The organism is Methylobacterium sp. AC690 (assembly GCF_979256535.1).
Window position 1 is genome coordinate 246,166 of sequence record NZ_CEEDOX010000005.1, and the last position, 19,750, is coordinate 265,915.

The 19,750-nt window shown below is 68.5% G+C and carries 22 protein-coding genes; 10 read left to right on the forward strand and 12 right to left on the reverse strand.

All coding sequences use genetic code 11. From position 1 onward, the window contains the following. Window positions 1-207: 207 nt before the first annotated feature. Window positions 208-684: a nucleoside deaminase gene (locus AC0IY1_RS08265; RefSeq protein ID WP_471768870.1), complete on the reverse strand. Its 477-nt coding sequence runs from the start codon at window positions 682-684 to the stop codon at window positions 208-210. Window positions 685-1,059: 375 nt separating this feature from the next. Further along, window positions 1,060-1,296: a hypothetical protein gene (locus AC0IY1_RS08270; protein ID WP_471768820.1), complete on the reverse strand. Its 237-nt coding sequence runs from the start codon at window positions 1,294-1,296 to the stop codon at window positions 1,060-1,062. Between the two features lie 30 nt (window positions 1,297-1,326). On the opposite strand from AC0IY1_RS08270, the gene AC0IY1_RS08275 reads away from it, so the two are divergent. Together AC0IY1_RS08275 and fliP are read left to right on the forward strand one after the other, a co-directional pair. Continuing rightward, on the forward strand, window positions 1,327-2,451 hold the full coding sequence (locus AC0IY1_RS08275) for a hypothetical protein (RefSeq protein WP_471768821.1): 1,125 nt from the start codon (window positions 1,327-1,329) through the stop codon (window positions 2,449-2,451). 137 nt (window positions 2,452-2,588) lie between these two features. Continuing rightward, window positions 2,589-3,344 (forward strand): flagellar type III secretion system pore protein FliP, encoded by a 756-nt coding sequence (gene fliP, locus AC0IY1_RS08280; protein WP_471768822.1) that lies wholly within the window; start codon window positions 2,589-2,591, stop codon window positions 3,342-3,344. Window positions 3,345-3,426: 82 nt separating this feature from the next. Here the strand turns inward: fliP and AC0IY1_RS08285 are convergent, their stop codons facing one another. The 8 genes from AC0IY1_RS08285 to fliL form a co-directional block, all read right to left on the reverse strand. After that, window positions 3,427-3,600: a DUF3606 domain-containing protein gene (locus tag AC0IY1_RS08285; protein ID WP_082512989.1), complete on the reverse strand. Its 174-nt coding sequence runs from the start codon at window positions 3,598-3,600 to the stop codon at window positions 3,427-3,429. A gap of 161 nt (window positions 3,601-3,761) precedes the next feature. Then, a complete protein-coding gene (locus AC0IY1_RS08290) occupies window positions 3,762-7,154 on the reverse strand; it encodes a hypothetical protein (RefSeq protein ID WP_471768823.1) in 3,393 nt (1,130 codons plus the stop codon). Window positions 7,155-7,287: 133 nt separating this feature from the next. After that, window positions 7,288-7,701 (reverse strand): hypothetical protein, encoded by a 414-nt coding sequence (locus AC0IY1_RS08295; protein ID WP_471768824.1) that lies wholly within the window; start codon window positions 7,699-7,701, stop codon window positions 7,288-7,290. Between the two features lie 38 nt (window positions 7,702-7,739). Continuing rightward, entirely contained in the window at window positions 7,740-8,402 is a 663-nt protein-coding gene (locus AC0IY1_RS08300; RefSeq protein ID WP_471768825.1) for an invasion associated locus B family protein, read from the reverse strand. A gap of 132 nt (window positions 8,403-8,534) precedes the next feature. Next, window positions 8,535-9,350 carry a MotE family protein gene (locus tag AC0IY1_RS08305; RefSeq protein WP_471768826.1) on the reverse strand — a complete coding sequence of 272 codons (816 nt, stop codon included), beginning with the start codon at window positions 9,348-9,350 and terminating at the stop codon, window positions 8,535-8,537. Beyond that, window positions 9,347-9,871 carry a DUF6468 domain-containing protein gene (locus AC0IY1_RS08310; RefSeq protein ID WP_471768827.1) on the reverse strand — a complete coding sequence of 175 codons (525 nt, stop codon included), beginning with the start codon at window positions 9,869-9,871 and terminating at the stop codon, window positions 9,347-9,349. Before AC0IY1_RS08310 ends, AC0IY1_RS08305 begins: the two co-directional genes overlap by 4 nt. 11 nt (window positions 9,872-9,882) lie before the next feature. Further along, window positions 9,883-11,100: a flagellar motor switch protein FliM gene (gene fliM / locus AC0IY1_RS08315; protein ID WP_055951326.1), complete on the reverse strand. Its 1,218-nt coding sequence runs from the start codon at window positions 11,098-11,100 to the stop codon at window positions 9,883-9,885. Between the two features lie 52 nt (window positions 11,101-11,152). Continuing rightward, window positions 11,153-11,656, reverse strand: a complete 504-nt coding sequence (fliL, locus tag AC0IY1_RS08320) for a flagellar basal body-associated protein FliL (protein WP_471768828.1) — start codon at window positions 11,654-11,656, stop codon at window positions 11,153-11,155. Window positions 11,657-11,941: 285 nt separating this feature from the next. Here fliL and flgF point away from each other — a divergent pair, with 285 nt between their 5' ends. From flgF to flgH, 4 genes are read left to right on the forward strand one after another with little or no spacing between them, the layout of a single operon-like run. Next, window positions 11,942-12,682, forward strand: a complete 741-nt coding sequence (gene flgF / locus AC0IY1_RS08325; protein ID WP_055951331.1) for a flagellar basal-body rod protein FlgF — start codon at window positions 11,942-11,944, stop codon at window positions 12,680-12,682. 12 nt (window positions 12,683-12,694) lie between these two features. Next, window positions 12,695-13,486 carry a flagellar basal-body rod protein FlgG gene (flgG, locus tag AC0IY1_RS08330; RefSeq protein ID WP_055951334.1) on the forward strand — a complete coding sequence of 264 codons (792 nt, stop codon included), beginning with the start codon at window positions 12,695-12,697 and terminating at the stop codon, window positions 13,484-13,486. Between the two features lie 14 nt (window positions 13,487-13,500). Beyond that, on the forward strand, window positions 13,501-14,586 hold the full coding sequence (gene flgA, locus AC0IY1_RS08335) for a flagellar basal body P-ring formation chaperone FlgA (protein WP_471768829.1): 1,086 nt from the start codon (window positions 13,501-13,503) through the stop codon (window positions 14,584-14,586). Window positions 14,587-14,633: 47 nt separating this feature from the next. Further along, window positions 14,634-15,380: a flagellar basal body L-ring protein FlgH gene (gene flgH / locus AC0IY1_RS08340; RefSeq protein WP_103710591.1), complete on the forward strand. Its 747-nt coding sequence runs from the start codon at window positions 14,634-14,636 to the stop codon at window positions 15,378-15,380. 71 nt (window positions 15,381-15,451) lie between these two features. Here the strand turns inward: flgH and dksA are convergent, their stop codons facing one another. Further along, the gene (dksA, locus tag AC0IY1_RS08345; protein WP_055951344.1) at window positions 15,452-15,871 is read right to left on the reverse strand and encodes an RNA polymerase-binding protein DksA; all 420 of its coding nucleotides are present in this window, start codon (window positions 15,869-15,871) and stop codon (window positions 15,452-15,454) included. 584 nt (window positions 15,872-16,455) lie between these two features. On the opposite strand from dksA, the gene AC0IY1_RS08350 reads away from it, so the two are divergent. Next, a complete protein-coding gene (locus tag AC0IY1_RS08350) occupies window positions 16,456-16,998 on the forward strand; it encodes a YciE/YciF ferroxidase family protein (protein WP_055951347.1) in 543 nt (180 codons plus the stop codon). 22 nt (window positions 16,999-17,020) lie between these two features. On the opposite strand, the gene AC0IY1_RS08355 is transcribed toward AC0IY1_RS08350, so the two are convergent. Further along, window positions 17,021-17,446, reverse strand: a complete 426-nt coding sequence (locus AC0IY1_RS08355) for a flagellar assembly protein FliX (protein WP_471768831.1) — start codon at window positions 17,444-17,446, stop codon at window positions 17,021-17,023. Between the two features lie 306 nt (window positions 17,447-17,752). Here AC0IY1_RS08355 and AC0IY1_RS08360 point away from each other — a divergent pair, with 306 nt between their 5' ends. From AC0IY1_RS08360 to AC0IY1_RS08370, 3 genes are read left to right on the forward strand one after another with little or no spacing between them, the layout of a single operon-like run. Further along, window positions 17,753-18,826, forward strand: a complete 1,074-nt coding sequence (locus AC0IY1_RS08360) for a flagellar basal body P-ring protein FlgI (RefSeq protein ID WP_244477271.1) — start codon at window positions 17,753-17,755, stop codon at window positions 18,824-18,826. 45 nt (window positions 18,827-18,871) lie between these two features. Continuing rightward, window positions 18,872-19,249 carry a rod-binding protein gene (locus tag AC0IY1_RS08365; protein WP_471768833.1) on the forward strand — a complete coding sequence of 126 codons (378 nt, stop codon included), beginning with the start codon at window positions 18,872-18,874 and terminating at the stop codon, window positions 19,247-19,249. Window positions 19,250-19,265: 16 nt separating this feature from the next. Next, window positions 19,266-19,721: a hypothetical protein gene (locus AC0IY1_RS08370; RefSeq protein ID WP_471768835.1), complete on the forward strand. Its 456-nt coding sequence runs from the start codon at window positions 19,266-19,268 to the stop codon at window positions 19,719-19,721. Window positions 19,722-19,750: the final 29 nt, after the last annotated feature.

The following is a 19,750-nucleotide window of genomic DNA, read 5'->3' on the forward strand; positions in this document are numbered from 1 at the left end:
TGCGTCGGTGGCTTCGCCTGTGGGCACTCAGGAGGCGGTGGCCCGCTCGGGTTGAGGGGAGCGCACGCGGCGGGCGCGGCGGCAGACCGGGCATCCTCGCTGGGATGGCGAAGGGCGCCTTGGCTCCAGAGAGCGCCGAGGGTGATGGCGGCGGCCAGGAACAGGCCGGCGGCGAGGAAGGGGATCCAACGCGGAACGGTCATCGCCTCATCCCTTCTCGGACGCACCTTGCCGGTTGCGCCAGAGCACATAGGGATGGTCCTCCACCTCCACGGGGTGGTGCTCCACGCGCATCGGTTGGTCGCCCAGGGGCTGGCAGAGTTCGGCGTAGATGCCGGCGCCGAGGAGCCCGTGCCGCTCGCCCTCCTCCGCGCTGTAGGCGAAATAGGCCTGCTTGATGCCGGCCAAGCGCATGGCCGCATGGCACATCGGGCAGGGACGACCGCTGGCGTAGACAATGCAGCCGTCGAGCTTCGCGCGCCCGAGGCGACGGCTCACCTCCCGGATCGCCACCATCTCGGCGTGGTCGGTGGGATCCTGGGTGATCGCGATGGTGTTGACCGCCCGCGACAGCACTTCGCCATCGCGTACGATCACGGCGCCGTAGGGGCGCCCGCCCCCGAGAACGTTGTCACGCGCCAACGCGACCGCGTCGCGCAAATGCGCTCGATGCTGGTCTTCCACGGATGCCACCTCGAAACACCTCCGGCTGTGCCGCTCATCCAACGCGCCAGGAGCGGTGGTGGGTCCCGTTTCGAGACGAGCCTCGGAGGTGCGCTTGATGGACCGCTAACGGCAGAGGGGCACTGTCACTCCAGGCCGCGTTGCGTATCGGCTTCGCCGTGGAGACACGGCACGCCCCGCCGCTCCGTGATCGGATCGGGCGGCGGGGCGTCCTCACGAGCTGCAAGTCCTGCCTGGAGCTGGCGAAATTCGCTTGGCCAAAGGAGCTGTTAACGAAGTTTTAACGTTATTGCCCGTGCTGGCGCCGGACATGATACTGGTTTTTCCAGTGTTGCGTCGGGCCACGAGCCCCAAAAGCGAGAGACCCCGGTCTTGTCATCGTTCTTCAGCTCGGATGGCTCGTTTCCCCTCCAGTTCGCCATCATCTTCGTCGTCATATTCCTCATTCTCGCGGCCGGCGTCTTCCTGGTCCGGCGGCTCGGCGGAAAGGGATCGCCCCTCTCCAGCAAGAATTCTCCCCGCGGCCGCCAGCCGCGCCTCGGCATCGTCGACATCTACGAGCTCGACCGTCAGCGGCAGCTGATCCTGCTGCGGCGCGACAACGTCGAGCACCTGCTTCTCGTGGGCGGCCCCAACGACGTCGTGATCGAGCGCAACATCCTGCGCGGTATGAGCGCCCGGATGGCGTCCGACGAGGCCGCGTTCGACGAGGCGCCCGAGCCGGTGCTGAATACGATGCCGGAGCCGCCGGTGCCCCAGCAGGGTCCGGTCCCCAGCCTGGCGCCGGCCGCCCCACCCGTTGCCCCCTATCGTGAGCCGGTCTTCGAGATGGCGGTGCCATCGCCAGGCGCGGATTACGAGGCGGCCCCGCCGCTGGGTGATCGCTCGCGTGCGTCGGCCCCGGAGGCCATGCCGGACGTCTCGGTACCCGAGCCGGCCGCGCCGCGACAGCGCGACTCCCAGCTTGCCCGCGTCATGCGCCGGACGCCGCCCTCCCTGGCGAATTTTGTCCCGGCGGCGATCGCTGACCGCGTCGGCCTGCCGGATCGTGGATCCGAATCCGAAGCCGGTCGTGAGGTGCCCGCGGAGCCGGTCGCCGCGCCGGCACCTCCCGTCTCGGCACCTCCCGTCTCGGCACCTGCAGCCCGCGGCGTCGATGCCGCGATCCTCTCGGACATGGCACGGCAGCTGGAGGAGGCTCTGCGCAGGCCGGCGGCCGCGGTCCGTCCCGCCATGCCGATTCAGCCTCCCGTGGCCGAGACTGGCATGCCTGCAATGCGCGAAGGAGGGCCTGACGCGTCAGAGGCGCGCCCCGCACCCCAGCCGGAGGTGAACCGTGCCCCGCTCCCGGGGGCGCCCGCCATCGATCCCATCGCCGCCGCGATGGCGGCCACCGCCGAGACACCGACATCGAACGAGCGGACGACCGTTGAACCGCAGCCTGCGGTCGACGACGCGCTCTTTGCCGATCGTATCGAGGAGCCGGAGCCCGAGGCTGCGCCGTTGGAATCGCCGTCTTCGCCTCCGCCTGCGCCGATCGAGCCCGACCCGGTGATGCACGCGGTGGTCGCCGATGCGCCGAAGGCCGAAGACACCGCTCCCCCGGCGGTGATCGTAGCGCCACCCTCTCCAGCGCCGACCACACCCCCGCCCCCTGCTGCGCCTGCCCCCGCAAAGGCGCCGGCCAGCCCCAATCCCTTCTCCGTCGAAGAAATCGAAGCGGAGTTCGCGCGGCTGCTTGGGCGGCCCCTCGATCGCAAGCAGTAGCCGGGTCCGGGGGTCATCTCGGACCCGCGCTCGTCCGTAGCGGTGGAGATTGCGTGGGCCCGATCGGGGATGCGGGCCGGAGCGCCAATGCTATGAGGGGCGCGCGGCCGCGTTGCGCCGCGTCGTCCGGAACCGGTATGACCGAACCCCGCTCCTTCCCTGCTAGACGCTTGTGCTTGCCGATCCTGATCGGTTTGGGGCTGGCCGGTGCCGCGACGGCGGTGCAGGCCCAGAGCCTGTCGGTCGATCTCGGCACCGGCGGAGTGACCGAACGGGCCCTCCAGCTCGTTGCGCTCCTCACCGTTCTCGCACTGGCGCCCTCGGTGCTGGTGATGGCCACGTCCTTCACCCGGATCGTCGTGGTTTTGTCGATTCTGCGCTCGGCGCTCGGGACCCAGAGCGCCCCGCCGAACGCGGTCGTCACCAGCCTCGCACTGTTTCTGACCGCCTTCGTGATGGCACCGGTCGGGCGCGAGGCCTATCGGACTGGCATCGAGCCGCTGATCGCCGGGCAGATCACGCAAAGTGTCGCCTTCGAGCGCGCCTCGGCGCCCTTCAAGACCTTCATGCTGAAGAACGTCCGCGAGAAAGATCTGAAGCTCTTCCTGGATATGGCGAAGGCACCCGTTCCGGCCGGTCCCGAAGCCGTGGGCCTCGAAGTGGTGACGCCGGCCTTCATGATCTCTGAATTGCGCCGTGCCTTCGAGATCGGTTTCCTACTGTTCATCCCCTTCCTGATCATCGACCTCGTCGTCGCTTCGATTCTCATGGCCGTCGGCATGATGATGGTGCCGCCAGCAACCGTGGCGTTGCCGTTCAAGCTGATCTTCTTCGTCCTCGTCGACGGTTGGACCCTGGTGGCGGGCTCGTTGGTGCAGAGCTACGGGACCTGACGCACCGCCTGTGCTCGTGAACGCGCATGAAAAAGGGCGCCCGAGAGCGCCCTTCCGTGTCGTCAGATGCCGGTTCGAGCGCTCAGCGCTCCAGGTAGCTCTTCAGGGTCGAGATGCGATTGCCGACGAGGCGCACGGCACGCTTCAGGCGATCTTCCGACACACCGAGACGCGTGGCCATCGCGCTGCGCTGCTGCGTGTCGAAGATGTCGAGGTGGGTCTTTCCGGTGTTGGTATCGAGCGGTTCCGTGAGCATGGGAAGGCCTCTGCTGTGCCGGGCTGGAACGTAAGCCGCACGGGTGATTGGGATTGGAGGCAGAACGTCGTCCAGGCGCGTTTGTTGCGCCCAAACCAGCAGAATTCGGCGAATCGCTTCAGGCTTTTACGCCGCATGGCCGGTGGGTCGCTGGTCGGCGCTCAGCCGGGCGGAGTCGCACTCGCCAGGGCGTCGGCCCGCGCATCCGTCTCGCGCTTGCCGGGTGCGGGCACGGCACTCTCGGGATAGCGCTTGCGGTATTCCGAGAGGAACGCCTGAAGTGTCTCGGCACTCGTGGCCTTCTGTGCGATCTCGCGGAAGCCCGCGGTGCGGACGGCGTTGGCCTGGGCGAGGAGGGCGAAGGTGCGGGCGTCCACGCTCTCGGCCATGGGCCCCGCGAATTTGGCGCGCAGGCGCTCGAGACCGAGGGTCTCGCCGGCGAGTCCGTAGGCGATCGCCGCGCGCAGGATATCCGTGCGGGCGGCGTCGTCTAGGGCCACGCGGCGGCGCCAGGCATCGCCGACCAGCGCCTCGTGCGCCTCCCCGGCTTCGCGCCAGCGCCGGCCGGTCCACAGGATGTCCGCCCTGAGACGGTCGGCATCCGGCCCCGTCTCGCCCGCGATGGTCTCAAGAGCGAGGTCGGTGCGGGACAGATCAGACAGGGCCCGCGCCCGTAGCAGCGCCCGCGCCCGGCGCAGATCCTCGGGGAGTTCCGGGAGATAGGTGGCGTCCAAGGTCTGCAGGGCCTGCAGCGGCTTCTCGTCCATGAGCCGGATGGCGGCCAGCCGCGCCGCCGTGCCTGCACGGCTGGGCCCGGTGAGGCGATGGTCGACCTGATGCTGCAGCAACTCGCCCGCAGAATCGAGGAGGTCCAGCTCCACGAGGCGATCCGACAGCCGGCGGACGATCTCGTCGCCGCGGCGGCCCAGCGGAGCGAACTCCTTGAAGTCGAAATACAGCGCCAGCGCCTCGACCCCGGACAGCTTTGAGCTCCGCTCGCCGAGGTAGAGATCCTCGAAGAGGGCCTGGGCCATGTCGTGCACCTCGCGCACCAACGGCGAATCCGTGCCGATGGAATCGGCGCGGCGGGCCGTCATCATCGCTTGGCGCCAGCGTCCTGCTTCGACGTAGAGCTTGGCCAGGGCCGAGAAGGTCCGAGGCTCGAGGTCGCCGCCGTGCCAGGACAGCGCCAGCAACTCCAGGCGCTCAATGGAATCCGCCACCGTGATCTTGCCGGCCGCGTGTCCCAGCACGGTGGCTCTCAGGCGAGCCGCGGCGGCCACCCCCGCCTCTCCGCTCTCGCTGAGACGCTGATAGGCATCGAGGGCGGCCACGGTCTGGCCAGTGACCTCGTCGATCCGGGCGCGCAGCAAGGCCAGACGTTCCTGGGTCGGGCGGTCCGCCGCGCGCGCGGCTGCAACGATCTGGCGGTTGGCCCCATCCCAGTCTCCGGTCTCGACCGCAGCCTCGGCGGCCGCGGTCCGCAGGAGGGCCTGGAGATCGTCGGGGTACCGGTCGAGCACGCTCGCGGTGGCCCGGAACGAGGTATCCGCGGCGCTCCAGCGGCCTTCAAGGGCTTCGAGATAGCCCTGCCACAGCCGCGCCTCGGGATCGTTCCTCAGGATCTCGACGGCCAGACCCGAGCGCATGTCGAACGTGCGCCCGATCAGGGCGTTTCCAATCACGGTGAGCATGGGGATGTCGCGCTGGCCGGCCAGGACGGGATCGTCGCCGAAGGCGGTCTTGAGCACACCGAGGCCTTCCAGGGAGAGCCGATTGGCGAGCATCGTGCGCGCCAGGACCATCCGGAGCGGTCCACGCGCGGCGCGCGGGGCCTCCGCGGCCGCCTGAAGCTGGTCGCGGATCAACTCACGGGTGTCGCCGCGCTGCGAGGCCTCCCAGGGGCCCCGGTCCACGGCGAGGTCGCTGAGGGTCGCCAGGGGCGCATCGGCGGGCCGCGCGACGCCAGAGACAGCCATGCCGCTTTCTCGACTGATCGCGACCCCGTCGAGGTCCGGCCGCACGAGGAGGTCGTCCGCCTGCGCCAGGACTGCGACCCCCTGCCGGCTCGGTAGCAACTCGAAGTCGACGAAGACCTGACGCTTCGGAATCCCTGCTGGTTTCGGACCCCGGCCCGTAACCACGGCGATGCGCTCCCCGTCGAGGCTGAGCCAGGAGGAGACCCCCGGGTTCGGAAGGCGCACGCCGACACTGATCCGCCCGGCCGCATCCGTGACACGAATCGCCGAGAGAGCGTCGCTCGCCGACAGGTTCTCGCCGGCCACCAATTCCCACCCGGTCGGAGCCCCGGCAGGGCCAATGGGCACGAGGTCCAGCAGCCGGTCGCGCGGAACGGGAAAGCGAAGGGTCACGATCCGACCGGTTCGCGTCGGCGAACCGAGTGGGGCGAGCATGGGATCGCCGGTCGGGACGACGACCGGCTCCGTGGTCTCAAAGATCAGATTGGCGATGCCCGCGCGCTCGAACAAGGCGGCGGGCGGCAGGGTCTGGAATGGGAACGCGAGGCCTGGTCCACTCGGGCGCTGAACCACTGCGGGGGGGGGCGTTGCTGGCGTAGATCCGGACGTCTCCGCGGTCTGCCCCGGCGACCGCTGCGGTGCCTTCTCGGGTTTGGCCTCCGCTGCCCTGCCCCCCGTTGTGTTCGTCTCGGCCGTTTTGGCCTCACCGACGGGCTCAGCGCCCTCCCCCGCCTTTGCAGCCTGCACGGTGGGCTTTGTCTTTTCGGCGGCCTTACGGACCACGTCGATCGTTGCACCGTCCTCGTCGCTGAAGCTTCGGATCTCGTAGCCGTCTGCGGGGGTGACGAGCAGGCGGGCGCCGGTCTCGTCCCCCTCGACCGACAAGCTCTCGATGGACGGTTTCAAGCGCCCCCGGGTGGCGAGTTCGTCGATCCGCCAAGCCCCCGGAATCATCAGGCGTGTGGCCGGGCCGACGGCCTCGAAGCGCGGTACGGCAGACGCCGGTGCACGCAGGCTCAGGCGGGTGAGCGTCGGAAGGTGAGCCAGTTCGAGGCGAAGGGTCCTTGGCTCGGCAGGAGGGCGTGCCGCCCGCAGGGCCGCCTCGGCGGCCTGGGTCCGCCGGAACAGGTCAGCCACGACCTCCGGCGGTAGGGCCGGCGGCAGACCGCTCCAGTCCTGCGGCAGAAGATCGATGAAGACCTTCTCTCCTGCCTCCTGGACGTTCACGCGGTAGGGGCGTTGCAGCGCAAGCCGTAGGCCCAAGCCGTCGGGATCGCGCCGCACGGCTGAGACGAAGTCCGGCATCTCGGCGGCGACCCGCTCAGGGCCGGCGCTCGCTTTCTCCGAGAAACCGAGGACGAGCACGGACCCGGATGTCCGCGCTTTGACCGAAACCGGGCCATCGAAAGTCAGCACAAGCCGACCGTAGCGTTCGATCTGCGCGCCCTTGATCGCCGTGAGGCGTGCGGCGGTGGCGTCCGTCCCCCCGCAGAGGGTCGCGGCCACGATCGAGATCGCGGCGAGGCCGGCCCGAAGCCGGCGCCGTCGTGTCGCGATACCGGCATCGAGAGCCATCGCAGGATACGCCAAACCCATGGGGCGAAGCGACTCGCAGCCGAGCCGATCCGCCTTACGCCGCACTATCCGGTCACTCTCGCCCGTCGAGGCTAACGGGCGCTTAAGACGCAGTGCCGCTTTGTCCGGACCGCTAACGTTTGACGATCAGACCCGGGATCGTCCGGCCGGTCTCGCCGAAATTCTCGGCGGCACGGGTGCAATTGGCGGAAATGTCCTTGGTGTAGATCTCCGTATAGGCCCGGCTGCGCAGGTTCAGGTCACCCTGGGCAAGATCGTCGGGCGCGACACCGAGCCCGGCGACGACGGCATTCAGGCGCTCGGTGTTCGGCTTGAGGTCGTGGCAGTAGGTCTCCACGAAGGCCAGCAGGCCGGAAAGCTTGGCCGCGCTGTTCTTCTGGCGCTCCGCCTTGGCCTCGGCGGCCGTCGGCGGGGGGCCGGGCGGCTTCTCGGGGGGTACTTCCTCCTGGGCCAGCGCCGGGGCTGCCAGGACTCCGGCCACCATCAGGGTCATCAGGCTTCGGGGCAGCAGGGCCGATCTGTTCATGGGCAAGCTCCTCGGGTTCGGCTCCGCCGTGGTCCGCCTCAGCTCGTCAGCGCGATGGCGCGGGCCAGAGCGTTGGCAAACCCTTCGAGGGGCACCGTGATGGTCACGGGCTCCTTGGCCTCCGGCTTCGTCGCGGAGACCAGCAGGTTCTTGGCGGTCTTCATCGTGTCGGTCGCCAGGGTGGGAAGGCTGATGGGCACGAGGCATCCCTCCTGGCTGCAGGACAGATAGGGCGCGCCCTTGCCGAGCACGGCCTCGTCGAGCTTGAACGAAATGCCGGGCTCGATGGCGAGGCCGAGCGGCATCAGAATGAAGCCCTGCGCGCGCCCATCGTTCGGCGGCCGAATCTCCAACGCGAATTCGCGCCGACCCTTGGCCCCCTGGGCCTGCATGATCGCGCATTCGGCCTTAGCGTTGGCATCGGCCTTCGCGCAGGTCACGGTCCAGTCGCCATAGACCTCGCTAAGGGAGCTTGCCCCGGTCGGCCAGCTCAACGCGGCGGTCGGAGGCGTGGAGGTGGCGGCCGGGGTCGCCGCGGGCTTTGCCGCAGCCGGCTTCGGCGGGGCTGCCTTGCGCGGTTTCGGCTTGGCCGGCGCCTCGGTGGCGGCCGGAGCGTCGGCGTCCTGCGCAGCGGCGGGGGCCGCGACGGTCAGGGCCAAGCTCAGGGCGGCGAGGATTCGGATCAGGCTGATGGACGGCACGTGCTTGGCTCCCCGAACCCGCGCGGTGGGGATTTCATCCGCTCGGGATGCCTGCCCCTAGTCGTGCGCGGACGAACGCGCAATGGAGGCCCGGACAACCCAGTGGATGACCGTCCGCAAACGTCAGGGAGGTCAGCGCCTGGGCGGGGGCGTCGGTGCGTCGATCGCCGGGAGTTCGTTCGGACCGAGACCGGCCGCGACCGTGGCCGCCGGGCCACCGCCCTGCCCGCGCGCCCGGTTAGCCAGGGCCACGGTGAGCTTCTCCGCAGGCTCCGACTGCATCAGCGCCAGCACCTCGGCCATCTTGCGCGGATTCATCGCCAGGACGATGGGCACGAGGACGTCCAGGTTCAGCCGGTCGAACACCCGCGCGGCGTCCTTTGGCTTCATCGTCTCGTACATCGTGACGATGTTCTTCAGCGCGGCCCGCTCGGTTTCGGCCCGCTGCGCGCTGCCCCCCTCGGCCTTGTCCTCACCCTGCTTCAGCGTATCGACGCCCTCCTCCAGCTTGCGCTCTGCGGTACCGATCAGCTGCTCGCGGAGATCGAGCGCCTCGCTGCGCTGCTTGAGGGTATCGCGGCGGGCGGAGAGGCGCTCGAGGATGGCGCGCTCGGACGCCGGCATCGGCTCCGGTGGCGGCGGTGGACGCGGCACCGGCTTCTCGGGTTCCGGAGCCGGCTTCTCGGGTTCCTTCGGCGTCACCGAGCCGGTGGTGGACGGGTCGGAGGGTTCGTAATTGGTGCGGGCCCTGGCGAGGACGCGCGCGAACTCCGGCATCGTTGCCCCCGGCTGCGGCTTCGATTCCTCCACCGCGATGGCCGCGACCTTCAGCACCAGGAGCCCGGCCGCCGCCACGGTCACGGCATCGATCAGGCGCAGTTTCAGCGGCCGCGTCTCGCGGAACCGGACAAGGCTGCCGGACCGCTTCCCGGGAGGCGGCTTCGTCACGCGGCCTTGCTCCGCAGGCGGCCGAGGGCGCGCTCGGACATGGCGAGGGCGGCGGCGGCGGCGACTCCGAGGCGCTCACCGTTGGGACTCGACGGTGCGGCCGGTGCGATGCGGACGGGCGGGACCACGCGCTCGAGGTCGCGCGGCGCGGCCAGGGGAGCCGGAGCGGACGTGCGCGCGACCTCGCGAGTCGGGGCGGCCTGGGCCACGATGGAGGCAATACGGGCGATCACCGTCTCGCCCGCCTCCACGTGGGCTGCGAGGTCGGTGGCGTAGCGTTCGGCGGTGCCCAGGCGGTCTGCCAGGGTGCGGTCGCATTCATCGAGGGTGGCGCGCAGGCCGACGATCGCCCGCTCGGCGGTGGAGCTCGCCATCACGAGATCGCCGATGGTCTGGCGCAGGGCCGCCTCGTCGGCCTTGAGCTTGGTGATGCGGCCGCTGAGGCGCATCGAGGAGACGATGCTGGCGACCAGCAGGACGGCGACGAGGCCATCGGCCAGGAGGGTGACGAGGAGGCTCATGGCTGGTCGCGTCACCCGTCGTTGCGGTTGTTCATGGAGGCCTCGAAGGCCTGGAGCGTGGTGCGCGACCGGCGCAGGGGCCGGGTGAGCTGCACCGCGATGTTGTCGTCGATCCGGCCGATCCGGCCCTGGGTGAGGGCCCAGTCGCCGCAGCGGACCGCGATCAGGTCCGAGGGCTTGGTGTCGAACATCAGCGTATCGCCGACCTTGAGCGACAGCACCTTCTTCAGGGGCAGCATCATCTCGTGCAGCACCGCCTCCATGGTCGCGTCGGCCTGCCAGATCTCCGTGGCGAGGTGACTTTCCCAGACGTGGTCGCGGCCGAGCTTCTCGCCCATGAAGCTCTGCATGAGCAGTTCACGGATCGGCTCGATCGTGGCGTAGGGGAACAGGATCTGTAGCAGGCCTCCGCGCCCGTCCATGTCGAGCTTGAGGCTGATCAGGATGGCGGCGTTGGCAGGTCGGGTGATGGTGGCGAAGCGCGGGTTGGTCTCGATCCGGTCGATGGCGAAGCGCACCGGCGAGAGCGGCTGGAACGAGAGTTCGAGGTCCGTGAGGATGATCTCCACCAGGCGCCGCACGAGCTGCATCTCGATCGTCGTGAAGGGACGGCCGTCGAGGCGGGTCGAGGAGCCACCGCGCTTGCCGCCGAGAAGCAGGTCGAGGGTCGAGTAGGCGAGATTGGATTCCACCGTGACGAGGCCGGAATTCTCCCAGGCATCGGCCCGGAAGACACCGAGCAGGGTCGGCAGCGGGATCGCGTTCAGGTAGTCGCCGAAGCGCACCGAGGTGATGTTGTCGAGGGTCACCTCGACGTTGTCCTGGAAGAAGTTGCGCAGGCTGGTCGACAACAACCGGATCATCCGGTCGAAGACGATTTCCAGCATCGGCAGGCGTTCGTACTGAACGACGCCCGAGTCGACGATGGCGCGGACGCCGCCGGCCCCGGAGGCCGAGAGCTCGCGCAGAGAGAAGCCGAGGACGCCGTCGATCTCGTCCTGGTTCAGGATGCGGTCGTTGCCGGCGAGCTCGGGGAGATTGTCGGTCTCCCCGTCCTCGATCATCGTCGCCCATTCGGCGGCGACGTCGCTCGCATGGGTGGTGGTGCCCTGCTCGGCGAGGGCCGCGCCCCACTCGTCGGCGAGCGAGGCTTCGCCCCCCTCGCCGTTCTGGGCGATGAGTGCGGCGGCCCAGTCGTCCTCGTCGATCTCGTCTTCCGGTCCGGCCATCAGACTCTCGTCACCTGCGAATTCTCAAAACATTTCGGGATGGGGCGGCAGCCTATTGGATCACCACGTCCTTGAAGAGGACCGCCTCGGCCCGGGCCGGGTGGATGGCGACGTTGACCCGGCGCAGCAGTTCCTCGCGCAGGCGGTAGATGCCGGCCGATCCGGAGAGGTCGCTCGCGCGCAGTTCGCGCAGGTAAACTTGGAAGGTGTCCTCGATGCGCGGCATCAGCGGCTTCACCTCGCCCTCGACCTTGGCGTCCTTGAGCTCGATCGCGACCTTGATCTTGGCGAAACGCGTCCGGTCCTGGCCCGGCTCGCTGGCCAGATTGACCATCATCTCGCGGACGTCGAGGAAGACGACCGGCTTCTTCACCTCGGCGACCGCTTCGCCGTGGCCGTCGCCCGACTTCTTCTTCAGGAACACGAAACCGCCACCACCCGCCAGCGCCAACACCACGGCGCCGATGATGATGAGCTTCTTCTTGCCGCCTTTCGGGGCTTCGCCCTCGGCCCCCTCCTCACCCTCGGCGGCGGCCTTCTTCGGCTTCTTGGCCATCGGTGGACCTCGGGACTGCGCGGTGGGGTGAGCGGCACGCGCTCGACGGCATCGACACCCCCGGACGTCGACCCTCGCAAAGGTATCGGGCGAACAAGGTTAACGCGTCGTTAAGGCGGCAAAAGCTGCCGGGTCGGACTTGCCGCGGGGCCGGACGCGGCAATCGCTGCCTTCTCCTCTAGGTTCGATCAAATCACTGAACAAAAGAAGGAAATCGCGATCATCAGAACTGGCACGGCCCATGCGGATGGTGGTCCATCGTCGCTCGTCGGGGCTGAGAGTGTCATGCAGAACGCATTGTTCGTGGGGGTTTCGAGCCAGGTCGCGCTTCAGCGCGAGCTGGACGTCATCGCCAACAACATGGCCAACATCTCCACCAACGGCTTCAAGGGGCGCAACAGCCGCTTCCAGGAATATCTGATGCCGGTGGCGAGCGCGGATTCGTTTCAGAAGCCGGACCGCCGCGTCTCTTACGTGATCGACCAGGGCACTGCCCTGGACCTTGCCCAGGGGCCGATCGAACAGACCGGCAATCCCCTTCACGTCGCGGTGCGCGGCGAGGCCTTCCTGGTGGTGCGCACCCCGAACGGCGACCGCTACACCCGCAACGGCGCCTTCGAGACCGATGCGCAGGGCACCCTGGTGACCAGCGACGGTTACCCGGTGCAGGGCGAAGCGGGTCCGATCCAGATCGGCCAGCAGGAGACCGGCGTATCGATCGGCCCGGACGGTACGGTCTCGACCAACCTCGGCATCCGCGGTCGCGTCCGCCTCGTCACCTTCGCCAATCCCCAGGCCCTGACCAACGAGGGGGCGAATCTCTACGCCTCCGCCGCGCAGCCCCAGGCGGCCGGCCTCGCCGGCCGGGTGGAGGCCGGCGCCCTGGAGCGCTCCAACGTGAAGCCCGTCATCGAGATGACGCGGCTCATGGACGTGAACCGCACCTACACCATGGTCTCGGGCGTGATCTCGCGCCTCGACGATCTGCGCGGCACGGCGATCCGCCGTCTCGCCGACGTCGCGTAAGGATCTCCGCAGATGCGCGCCCTCTACGCTGCCGCCACCGGCATGGCGGCCCAGGAACTCAACGTCCAGGTCATCTCGAACAACATCGCGAACCTGCGCACCACCGGCTACAAGCGCCAGCAGCCGCATTTCCAGGATCTGCTCTACCAGAACCTGCGCCGGGCGGGCTCCTCGACCTCCGACCAGAACACCCAGCTACCCGCGGGCCTCGCCATCGGCTCGGGTGTGAAGACGACGTCGACCGCCCGGGTGATGTCGCAGGGGACGCTGACGAGCACCGAGAAGGAATACGACGTTGCCATCCGTGGCGAGGGCCTGTTCCGGGTGACGCTGCCGGACGGGCGCACGGCCTACACCCGCGACGGCTCGTTCGACCTCTCCGCTCAGGGGCAGCTCGTCACCCGCGACGGCTACCTCGTCGATCCCGGCGTGACGGTACCGAACAACGCGACGTCGGTGACGATCAGCGCCCAGGGAGCTGTCCAAGCGACCGTCCCGGGACAGACCGCGCCGCAGGCCCTGGGCCAGTTCCAGCTCGCCCGCTTCGTCAACAAGGTCGGCCTCGAATCGATCGGCGACAACCTGTTCATCGAGACCGCCGGGTCCGGCCCGGCGATCAACGGCCTGCCGGGTTCGGAAGGGTTCGGCAACCTGCAGCAGAGCTATCTCGAGGAGGCGAACGTCAACGCCGTCACCGAGATCTCGTCGCTGATTGCGGCGCAGCGTGCCTACGAGATGAACTCGAAGGTGGTGACCGCCGCCGACCAGATGCTCTCGACCACCTCCCAGATGTTCCGCAGCTGATCGAGGTCCTGACCATGCATGCCCTCAGACAGATCGCCCCGCGCCGTTCGACCCGGGTCTCGACCCTGAGCGTCGCCATCGTCGGGCGGACCCTCCTGGCCGTCCTGGCCTTCTCCGTCCTCACCTTCCAGGTCCTGGCCCAGGAGGCCCGCGTCCCCGCGCAGGAGGCCCGCCCCGCCGGCGCGACCCTGCGCTTGCGCGGCGACGTCACCGCCCGCGGCGACGTGCTCACTCTCGGCGACCTCATCGAGGGGGCCGTGCCGGAGACGGCGCAGCGTCCACTGTTCCGGGCGCCGGCTCTCGGCGCCACCGGCACGATCCAGGCGCGCCGCATCGCCGACGCGGTGGCCGGTCTCGGCCTCGGCCCGGTGGAGACCGGTGGCCGGATCCAGGTCTCGGTCCAGCGTGCCGCCCGCCGGGTGACCCAGCCGGAGATCGAGGCCGCCCTGAAGCGTGCCCTGGAATCCGGCTACGGCGTCGATCCGCGCAATCTCGCCATCCGCCTGGACGGCGAGGCCCCAACGCTCCTGGCGCCCCTGGACCTGAACGGACAGGCCGTCGCCCTCGACCTCAGCTACGATCCGCGCTCGCGCCGGATCGCCGGCCTGATCACCCTGGGTGAGCGTCAGGCCTCCCTCCGGGTGTCGGGCCAGGTCATGGAGATCCGGGAGGTTGCCGTCCTGGGACGCAGCCTCAATCGCGGCGAAACGATCAACGCGGCCGATCTCACCCTCGAGCGCCGTCCTCGCGAGGCAACGCCGTCGGACGCGCAGGGATCTCTCGGGGATCTCGCCGGACAGGTGGCGCAGCGCAGCCTCAGCGCCGGTGCGATCCTGCGCTCGGGCGACCTTGCGCCGCCCGACCTCGTGGCCCGGGGCGAGGCCGTAACCATCCTGTTCGACTCTCCCGGGCTCAATCTCTCCCTCCGGGGACTGGCCAACGAAGCCGGCCGCCTCGGTGCCATCATCACGGTCACCAACCCGGTCTCGAAGAAGATCCTGTCCGCCACCGTGACCGGACCCGGCCGCGTCTCCGTCGGTCCCGCGCCCCTGGTGCGCCAAGCCAGCGCCGCCCTCGACGGTTCCGCGCTTCAGCGCTGAGCCCCTCCGTCCGCGCCCCCTCTCGGTTTGCCAAAGGTTCGGTCCCGATGACCCACCGCGTCTCCCCCGCCCTCGCCGTCGCACTGCTCTGCACGACCCTCGGCGCCTGCAACACCGCGGACCGTCTGTCTCAGATCGGTGCGACGCCGGCCCTCTCGGCGATCGAGGACCCGACCGCCCAGGCCGGCTACAGGCCGGTGCGCCTGCCGATGCCGGAGGTCCAGCCCGTCTCCTACGCTCCGAACTCCCTGTGGCGGACGGGCTCGCGCGCGTTCTTCAAGGACCAGCGGGCCGCCCGGATCGGCGATCTCGTCACCGTGAAGGTCAACGTCACCGACAAGGCGAACCTGAACAACGAGACCAAGCGGTCGCGCTCGAACGCCGAAGGTTTCGGCCTGCCCAACGCCTTCGGGCTCGAAACCAGCAAGGGGGTGGCGGCGGCCGGGATCAGCCCCGACAAGCTCATCAACGCCACTTCGACGACCTCGAGCGACGGTGCCGGTTCGGTTCAACGCAACGAGACCGTCACCACCAGCGTCGCGGCCATCGTCACGCAGGTCCTGCCCAACGGAAACCTCGTGGTGGAGGGCAAGCAGGAGATCCGCATCAACTTCGAGGTCCGTGAACTCATCGTCGCGGGCGTGGTCCGGCCCGAGGACATCGAATCGGACAACACCATCGATTCGAGCAAGATCGCCCAGGCCCGGATCGCCTATGGCGGACGCGGCCAGATCACCGATGTGCAGCAGCCGCGCTACGGCCAGCAGCTGGTCGACGTGCTGCTGCCCTTCTGAGGCGCGTCGGGGCCATTCGTCCCTCTGGGCGCGCGGGTCGTTGAATCGCGATCCACCCGCGCCCGGGCCTCTCAGTCGTCCCGGTAGACGCGCTCGCGGCGCTCGTGGCGTTCCTGCGCTTCGAGCGACAGCGTCGCGATGGGGCGGGCATCCAGGCGCTTCAGCGAGATCGGCTCGCCGGTCTCCTCGCAATAGCCGTAGGAGCCGTCCTCGAGCCGCGCCAGGGCGGCGTCGATCTTGCCGGTGAGCTTGCGCTGCCGATCCCGCGCCCGCAGCTCGATGGCCCGGTCCGTCTCGGAGGAGGCACGATCCGCCAAGTCGGGATGATTTTCGTTCTCGGTCTGGAGTGCGACCAGCGTATCCTGGGCCTCACGCAGAATATCGGACTTCCAGCCGAGGAGTTTGCGACGGAAATATTCCCGTTGCCGATCATTCATGAACGGCTCGCTCTCACTCGGTACGTACCCGTCCTCAATCGTGACCTTCGCCATTCGCGCCTCTTGCAGCCGGTCCGCGGCGATCATTTTGCGTGGCTATAATGCAGGGTGCAGGCCACGACAACGCATCGTGATCCCACGCACCGCAATCCTCTCGGATGTTTTGCGCGCTGCGGCAAACACGCAACGGCTGCAACGGCGCCACCAGGGGATGTGCGCCGCAACAGAGGTCTGGCTTTGTCACCCAGACGCTGTCCTGCGTTAAAATGCAGGTCGGTGTCGCGAAGGGTCAGGAAAGGATCTCCGACCAGGAGCAGGTCGGAGTGGTCAGACGGAGAACACGCAAAATTCTGTCCTGCCGGGGTCGTAGGGCGTCCGGGCAAAGGCTTTGCAGAGTCCTATTGTTCTGAAGCGCAAGGCAATATCTTCAAGAAATCGATAACTTTCCGTCTGATGACGCTATTTTTAGCCTCAGAGATTGCGAATAAGGAGGGAGATTAAAGGACAATTTGAGGGGAACTGGTTTCGATGCATGCGGTTCTCCCGGTGCGATGCTGGCGGGACGCTTCAGGTTTCTCGGCCCTGACTCCGCTGGTGATCGCGCCTCTTTCCAGCATCAGAAGTTCGGAGATCGCCCCATGGCAGCCAAGGCCAAGACCCTGCACGACGCGTTCTACGAGACTCTCAAGGACGTCTACTACGCCGAGAAGCAATCCGTGCGAGCCCTGAAGAAGTCGGCGAAGGCGGCTGAGCACGCGGAGCTTCGCAGCGCGTTCGAGACCCACGCGGAGGAAAGTGCCGAGCAGGTGGAGCGCCTCCAGCAGGTCTTCGAGATCATCGGCAAGCCGGCCCGCGCCAAGACCTGCGAGGCGATGCAGGGCATCACCTCCGAGATGGAGGAGGATCTCGAGGATTTCGGCGATAGCCCGGCGGCCGATGCGGTGCTGGCCGCGTGTGCCCAGGCCGTCGAGCATTACGAGATCGCCCGCTACGGCACCCTGAAGACCTGGGCACGGCAGCTCGGCTACGAAGATGCCGCGAAGCTTCTCGAACAGACGCTCGAGGAGGAGAAGAAGACCGACGCGCTGCTGAGCCAGATCGCCGAGCAGATCAATACCGAGGGCAGCGAGGGCGCTGCCGAATCGGACCAGGCGCCGCGGACCAAGAAGACGAAGGCCTGACATCGGCCCCCGCCCCCGCGCCTCAAGCGGCGCGGGCGGCGGACAGCTTGGCGAGTTCCACCGCGGCCCGCAGCTCGATCTCGGCGATCAATCCGTCGAGACGGGGGTCGCCGCTGGTGCCGCTGCGCTCCGATAGCCGAGTCGCGATGGCCTGCAGATCACGCGTTGAGACGCGTCCCATGATCAGGGAGGCCTTCAGCCGGTCAAGCCCATCGAGTAGGTCGTTGCCGCGCTGGGCCGACCGGCGCCGGCGCTCCTCGGGTGTGTCGGTGTTGCTCTGCAGCGTGAGGATTGCGTCGAGGCCAGCGAGCGATGTCGCCGCGGTGGTGCCCGGCCCACCGGTGCTCGTCGCAGGCCCGGCGACAGAGAAGGCGGGCGCGCTCTCGCTCCGGCGCGGTGCCGCGCTCGGGCCGGTGCTGGCAGTGACGAAGCGGGTATCGACGCGCATGAGGTGAGACCGATCGGGGCGGTGGTCCGCCCGGCAGCGACAGAATCCGGCAGCCTTGGTTAACCGGTCGTAAATGACCCGGCAGAACGTGCCGGGTCGGCATGAAGCGTCCGGGAAATCCGATCGGAAGCTGCGGATATCCTCAAAGAAATCGTTCAAAAACAGGGCATTAGTGAAAACGTTCGGTTGGCATGGTCCTGGCAGACTGGACAGGACCTTCCCGTCGCAAAGTGCGCCATGACCGACACTCCGAACGGCCTCACCCGAATCCGGCACCTCACCCTCTGCATCCTGGCAGGGTGGGCAATGCTGGTCGGCCAAGCGGTCCCCGCCCTCGCCCTGTCGCGGGTCAAGGACCTCGCCAGCGTGGAGGGCGTGCGCCAGAACCAGCTCGTCGGCTACGGCATCGTGGTCGGGCTCAACGGCACCGGCGACACGCTGAACAACATCCCGTTCACGAAGCAGTCCCTCCAGGCGATGCTGGAACGTCTCGGCGTCAACACCCGTGGGGCGACCATGCGCACGCAGAATCTCGCGGCCGTGATGGTCACCGCGAGCCTGCCGCCCTTCGCCACCCAGGGGAATCGCATCGACATCACCGTCTCCTCCCTGGGCGACGCCAAGTCCCTCCAGGGCGGTACGCTTCTGGTCACGCCGCTGCTGGGTGCCGACGGCGAGGTCTACGCCCTAGCGCAGGGGTCGGTGGCGATCGCGGGCTTCTCGGCCGAGGGCGACGCCGCCAAGATCACCCGCGGCGTTCCCACGAACGGGCGCGTGCCGAACGGCGCGATGATCGAGCGCGAGATGGCGTTCAAGATGAACGACATGCGCTCGCTGCGCCTGTCCCTGCGCAATCCCGACTTCACCACCTCGAAGCGCATCGCCGCCGCGATCAACGACTTCATGGGTGCCGATACCGCCGAGCCGACCGACCCGGCCACGGTGACCCTGCAGATCCCCGCCCGCTACACCGGCAACATGATCCGGCTCGTCACCGAGATCGAGCAGCTGAAGGTCGAGCCCGACCAGACCGCGCGGGTCGTCGTCGACGAGCGTTCGGGCATCATCGTGATGGGCCGCGACGTACGGGTCTCCACGGTGGCGATCGCGCAGGGCAACCTGACCGTGACCATCACCGAGCAGCCGCAGGTGAGCCAGCCGGCCCCCCTCTCCAATGGCACCACCACGGTCGTTCCGCGCACCGGCGTCAAGGTCGATACCGGAGACGGCAACAAGCTCGCCCTGGTCAAGGAGGGCGTGACCCTGCGCGAACTCGTCGACGGCCTCAACGCCCTCGGCATCGGCCCTCGCGACCTCATCTCGATCCTGCAGGCGATCAAGGCCGCGGGCGCCCTCCAGGCCGATATCGAGGTGATGTGATGCCTCTCACTGCCCTCTCCCACCTTCAGCCGGAGACCTGATCCCATGCTGTTCGCGCCCCTCGCCGCCAGCGCCGCCCTCGGGGTCGGCAAGGCCATCGTCGGCGACATCGCCAAGACCGTGCAGAGCGCGGTCGGTTCGAGCGCCGCGAGCGCCGCGAAGACGGCGGCCGAAGCCAAGGCCAAGAAGGCCTCGACCGACTTCGAATCGATGTTCTTGGAGCAGTCCCTCGACCGCCTGTCGCAATCCGAGGGCACCGACGGGCCCCTCGGCGAGAACGGTACCGGCGGCGGGGTCTACCGGTCGATGCTGACCAAGGAATATGCCGGCCAGATCGTGAAGAGCGGCGGCGTCGGCATCGCCGACCAGGTGTTCCGTGAGATGATGAAGATGCAGGAGGGTGCCGGTGCAAAGGTCAGCTGACGTCCCGGCGCCTCGCGTGTCCGACCGGGCCGGGGCGACGGCCCTGGTCGCGGGGGTGATCGCGAGCCTCGAAGCGCTCGAAAGCGTGCTCGCCCGCGAGAGCGACCACATCCGGGTCGGCCGCCTGCGGGAAGGCCTCGCCGAGAACGAGCGCAAGTCGGCCTTGGCAGCATCCTATTTCCAGGGGCTCGAGGCCACGAAGGCCAACGCCATTGCCCTCGCGCGCTTCGCGCCGGAGGGGATCGCCACCCTCAAGGTCGCCCATGCGCGCTTTACCCAGGCCCTCGAGACCAATCAGGCCGTGCTGGCGACGGCCCGATCCGTGTCGGAAAGCCTCGTGAAGACCCTGGCGGACGAGATCGGGCGCAGCCGTACGCCGACGGTCTATGGCCGCCCGTCCCAGGGCCCCTCCCCCTACGGCCGAAGCGGGGTCGCCCGAAGCCAGCCGCTGGTTCTTTCGCGCAGCCTCTGAACACCGGGTCCGCGGAAGCCTTATCGCGC

Bases quoted from the DNA above. Each gene is read 5' to 3' on its own strand.
- fliM (WP_055951326.1), bottom strand. From the start codon at position 11,100: ATGGCCGGACCGGAAGACGAGATCGACGAGGACGACTGGGCCGCCGCA.
- fliL (WP_471768828.1), bottom strand. From the start codon at position 11,656: ATGGCCAAGAAGCCGAAGAAGGCCGCCGCCGAGGGTGAGGAGGGGGCC.
- flgH (WP_103710591.1), top strand. From the start codon at position 14,634: ATGACCCACCGCGTCTCCCCCGCCCTCGCCGTCGCACTGCTCTGCACG.
- flgG (WP_055951334.1), top strand. From the start codon at position 12,695: ATGCGCGCCCTCTACGCTGCCGCCACCGGCATGGCGGCCCAGGAACTC.
- AC0IY1_RS08310 (WP_471768827.1), bottom strand. From the start codon at position 9,871: ATGAGCCTCCTCGTCACCCTCCTGGCCGATGGCCTCGTCGCCGTCCTG.
- flgF (WP_055951331.1), top strand. From the start codon at position 11,942: ATGCAGAACGCATTGTTCGTGGGGGTTTCGAGCCAGGTCGCGCTTCAG.
- dksA (WP_055951344.1), bottom strand. From the start codon at position 15,871: ATGGCGAAGGTCACGATTGAGGACGGGTACGTACCGAGTGAGAGCGAG.
- AC0IY1_RS08295 (WP_471768824.1), bottom strand. From the start codon at position 7,701: ATGAACAGATCGGCCCTGCTGCCCCGAAGCCTGATGACCCTGATGGTG.
- fliP (WP_471768822.1), top strand. From the start codon at position 2,589: ATGACCGAACCCCGCTCCTTCCCTGCTAGACGCTTGTGCTTGCCGATC.
- AC0IY1_RS08350 (WP_055951347.1), top strand. From the start codon at position 16,456: ATGGCAGCCAAGGCCAAGACCCTGCACGACGCGTTCTACGAGACTCTC.
- flgA (WP_471768829.1), top strand. From the start codon at position 13,501: ATGCATGCCCTCAGACAGATCGCCCCGCGCCGTTCGACCCGGGTCTCG.
- AC0IY1_RS08355 (WP_471768831.1), bottom strand. From the start codon at position 17,446: ATGCGCGTCGATACCCGCTTCGTCACTGCCAGCACCGGCCCGAGCGCG.
- AC0IY1_RS08365 (WP_471768833.1), top strand. From the start codon at position 18,872: ATGCTGTTCGCGCCCCTCGCCGCCAGCGCCGCCCTCGGGGTCGGCAAG.
- AC0IY1_RS08285 (WP_082512989.1), bottom strand. From the start codon at position 3,600: ATGCTCACGGAACCGCTCGATACCAACACCGGAAAGACCCACCTCGAC.
- AC0IY1_RS08290 (WP_471768823.1), bottom strand. From the start codon at position 7,154: ATGGCTCTCGATGCCGGTATCGCGACACGACGGCGCCGGCTTCGGGCC.
- AC0IY1_RS08360 (WP_244477271.1), top strand. From the start codon at position 17,753: ATGCTGGTCGGCCAAGCGGTCCCCGCCCTCGCCCTGTCGCGGGTCAAG.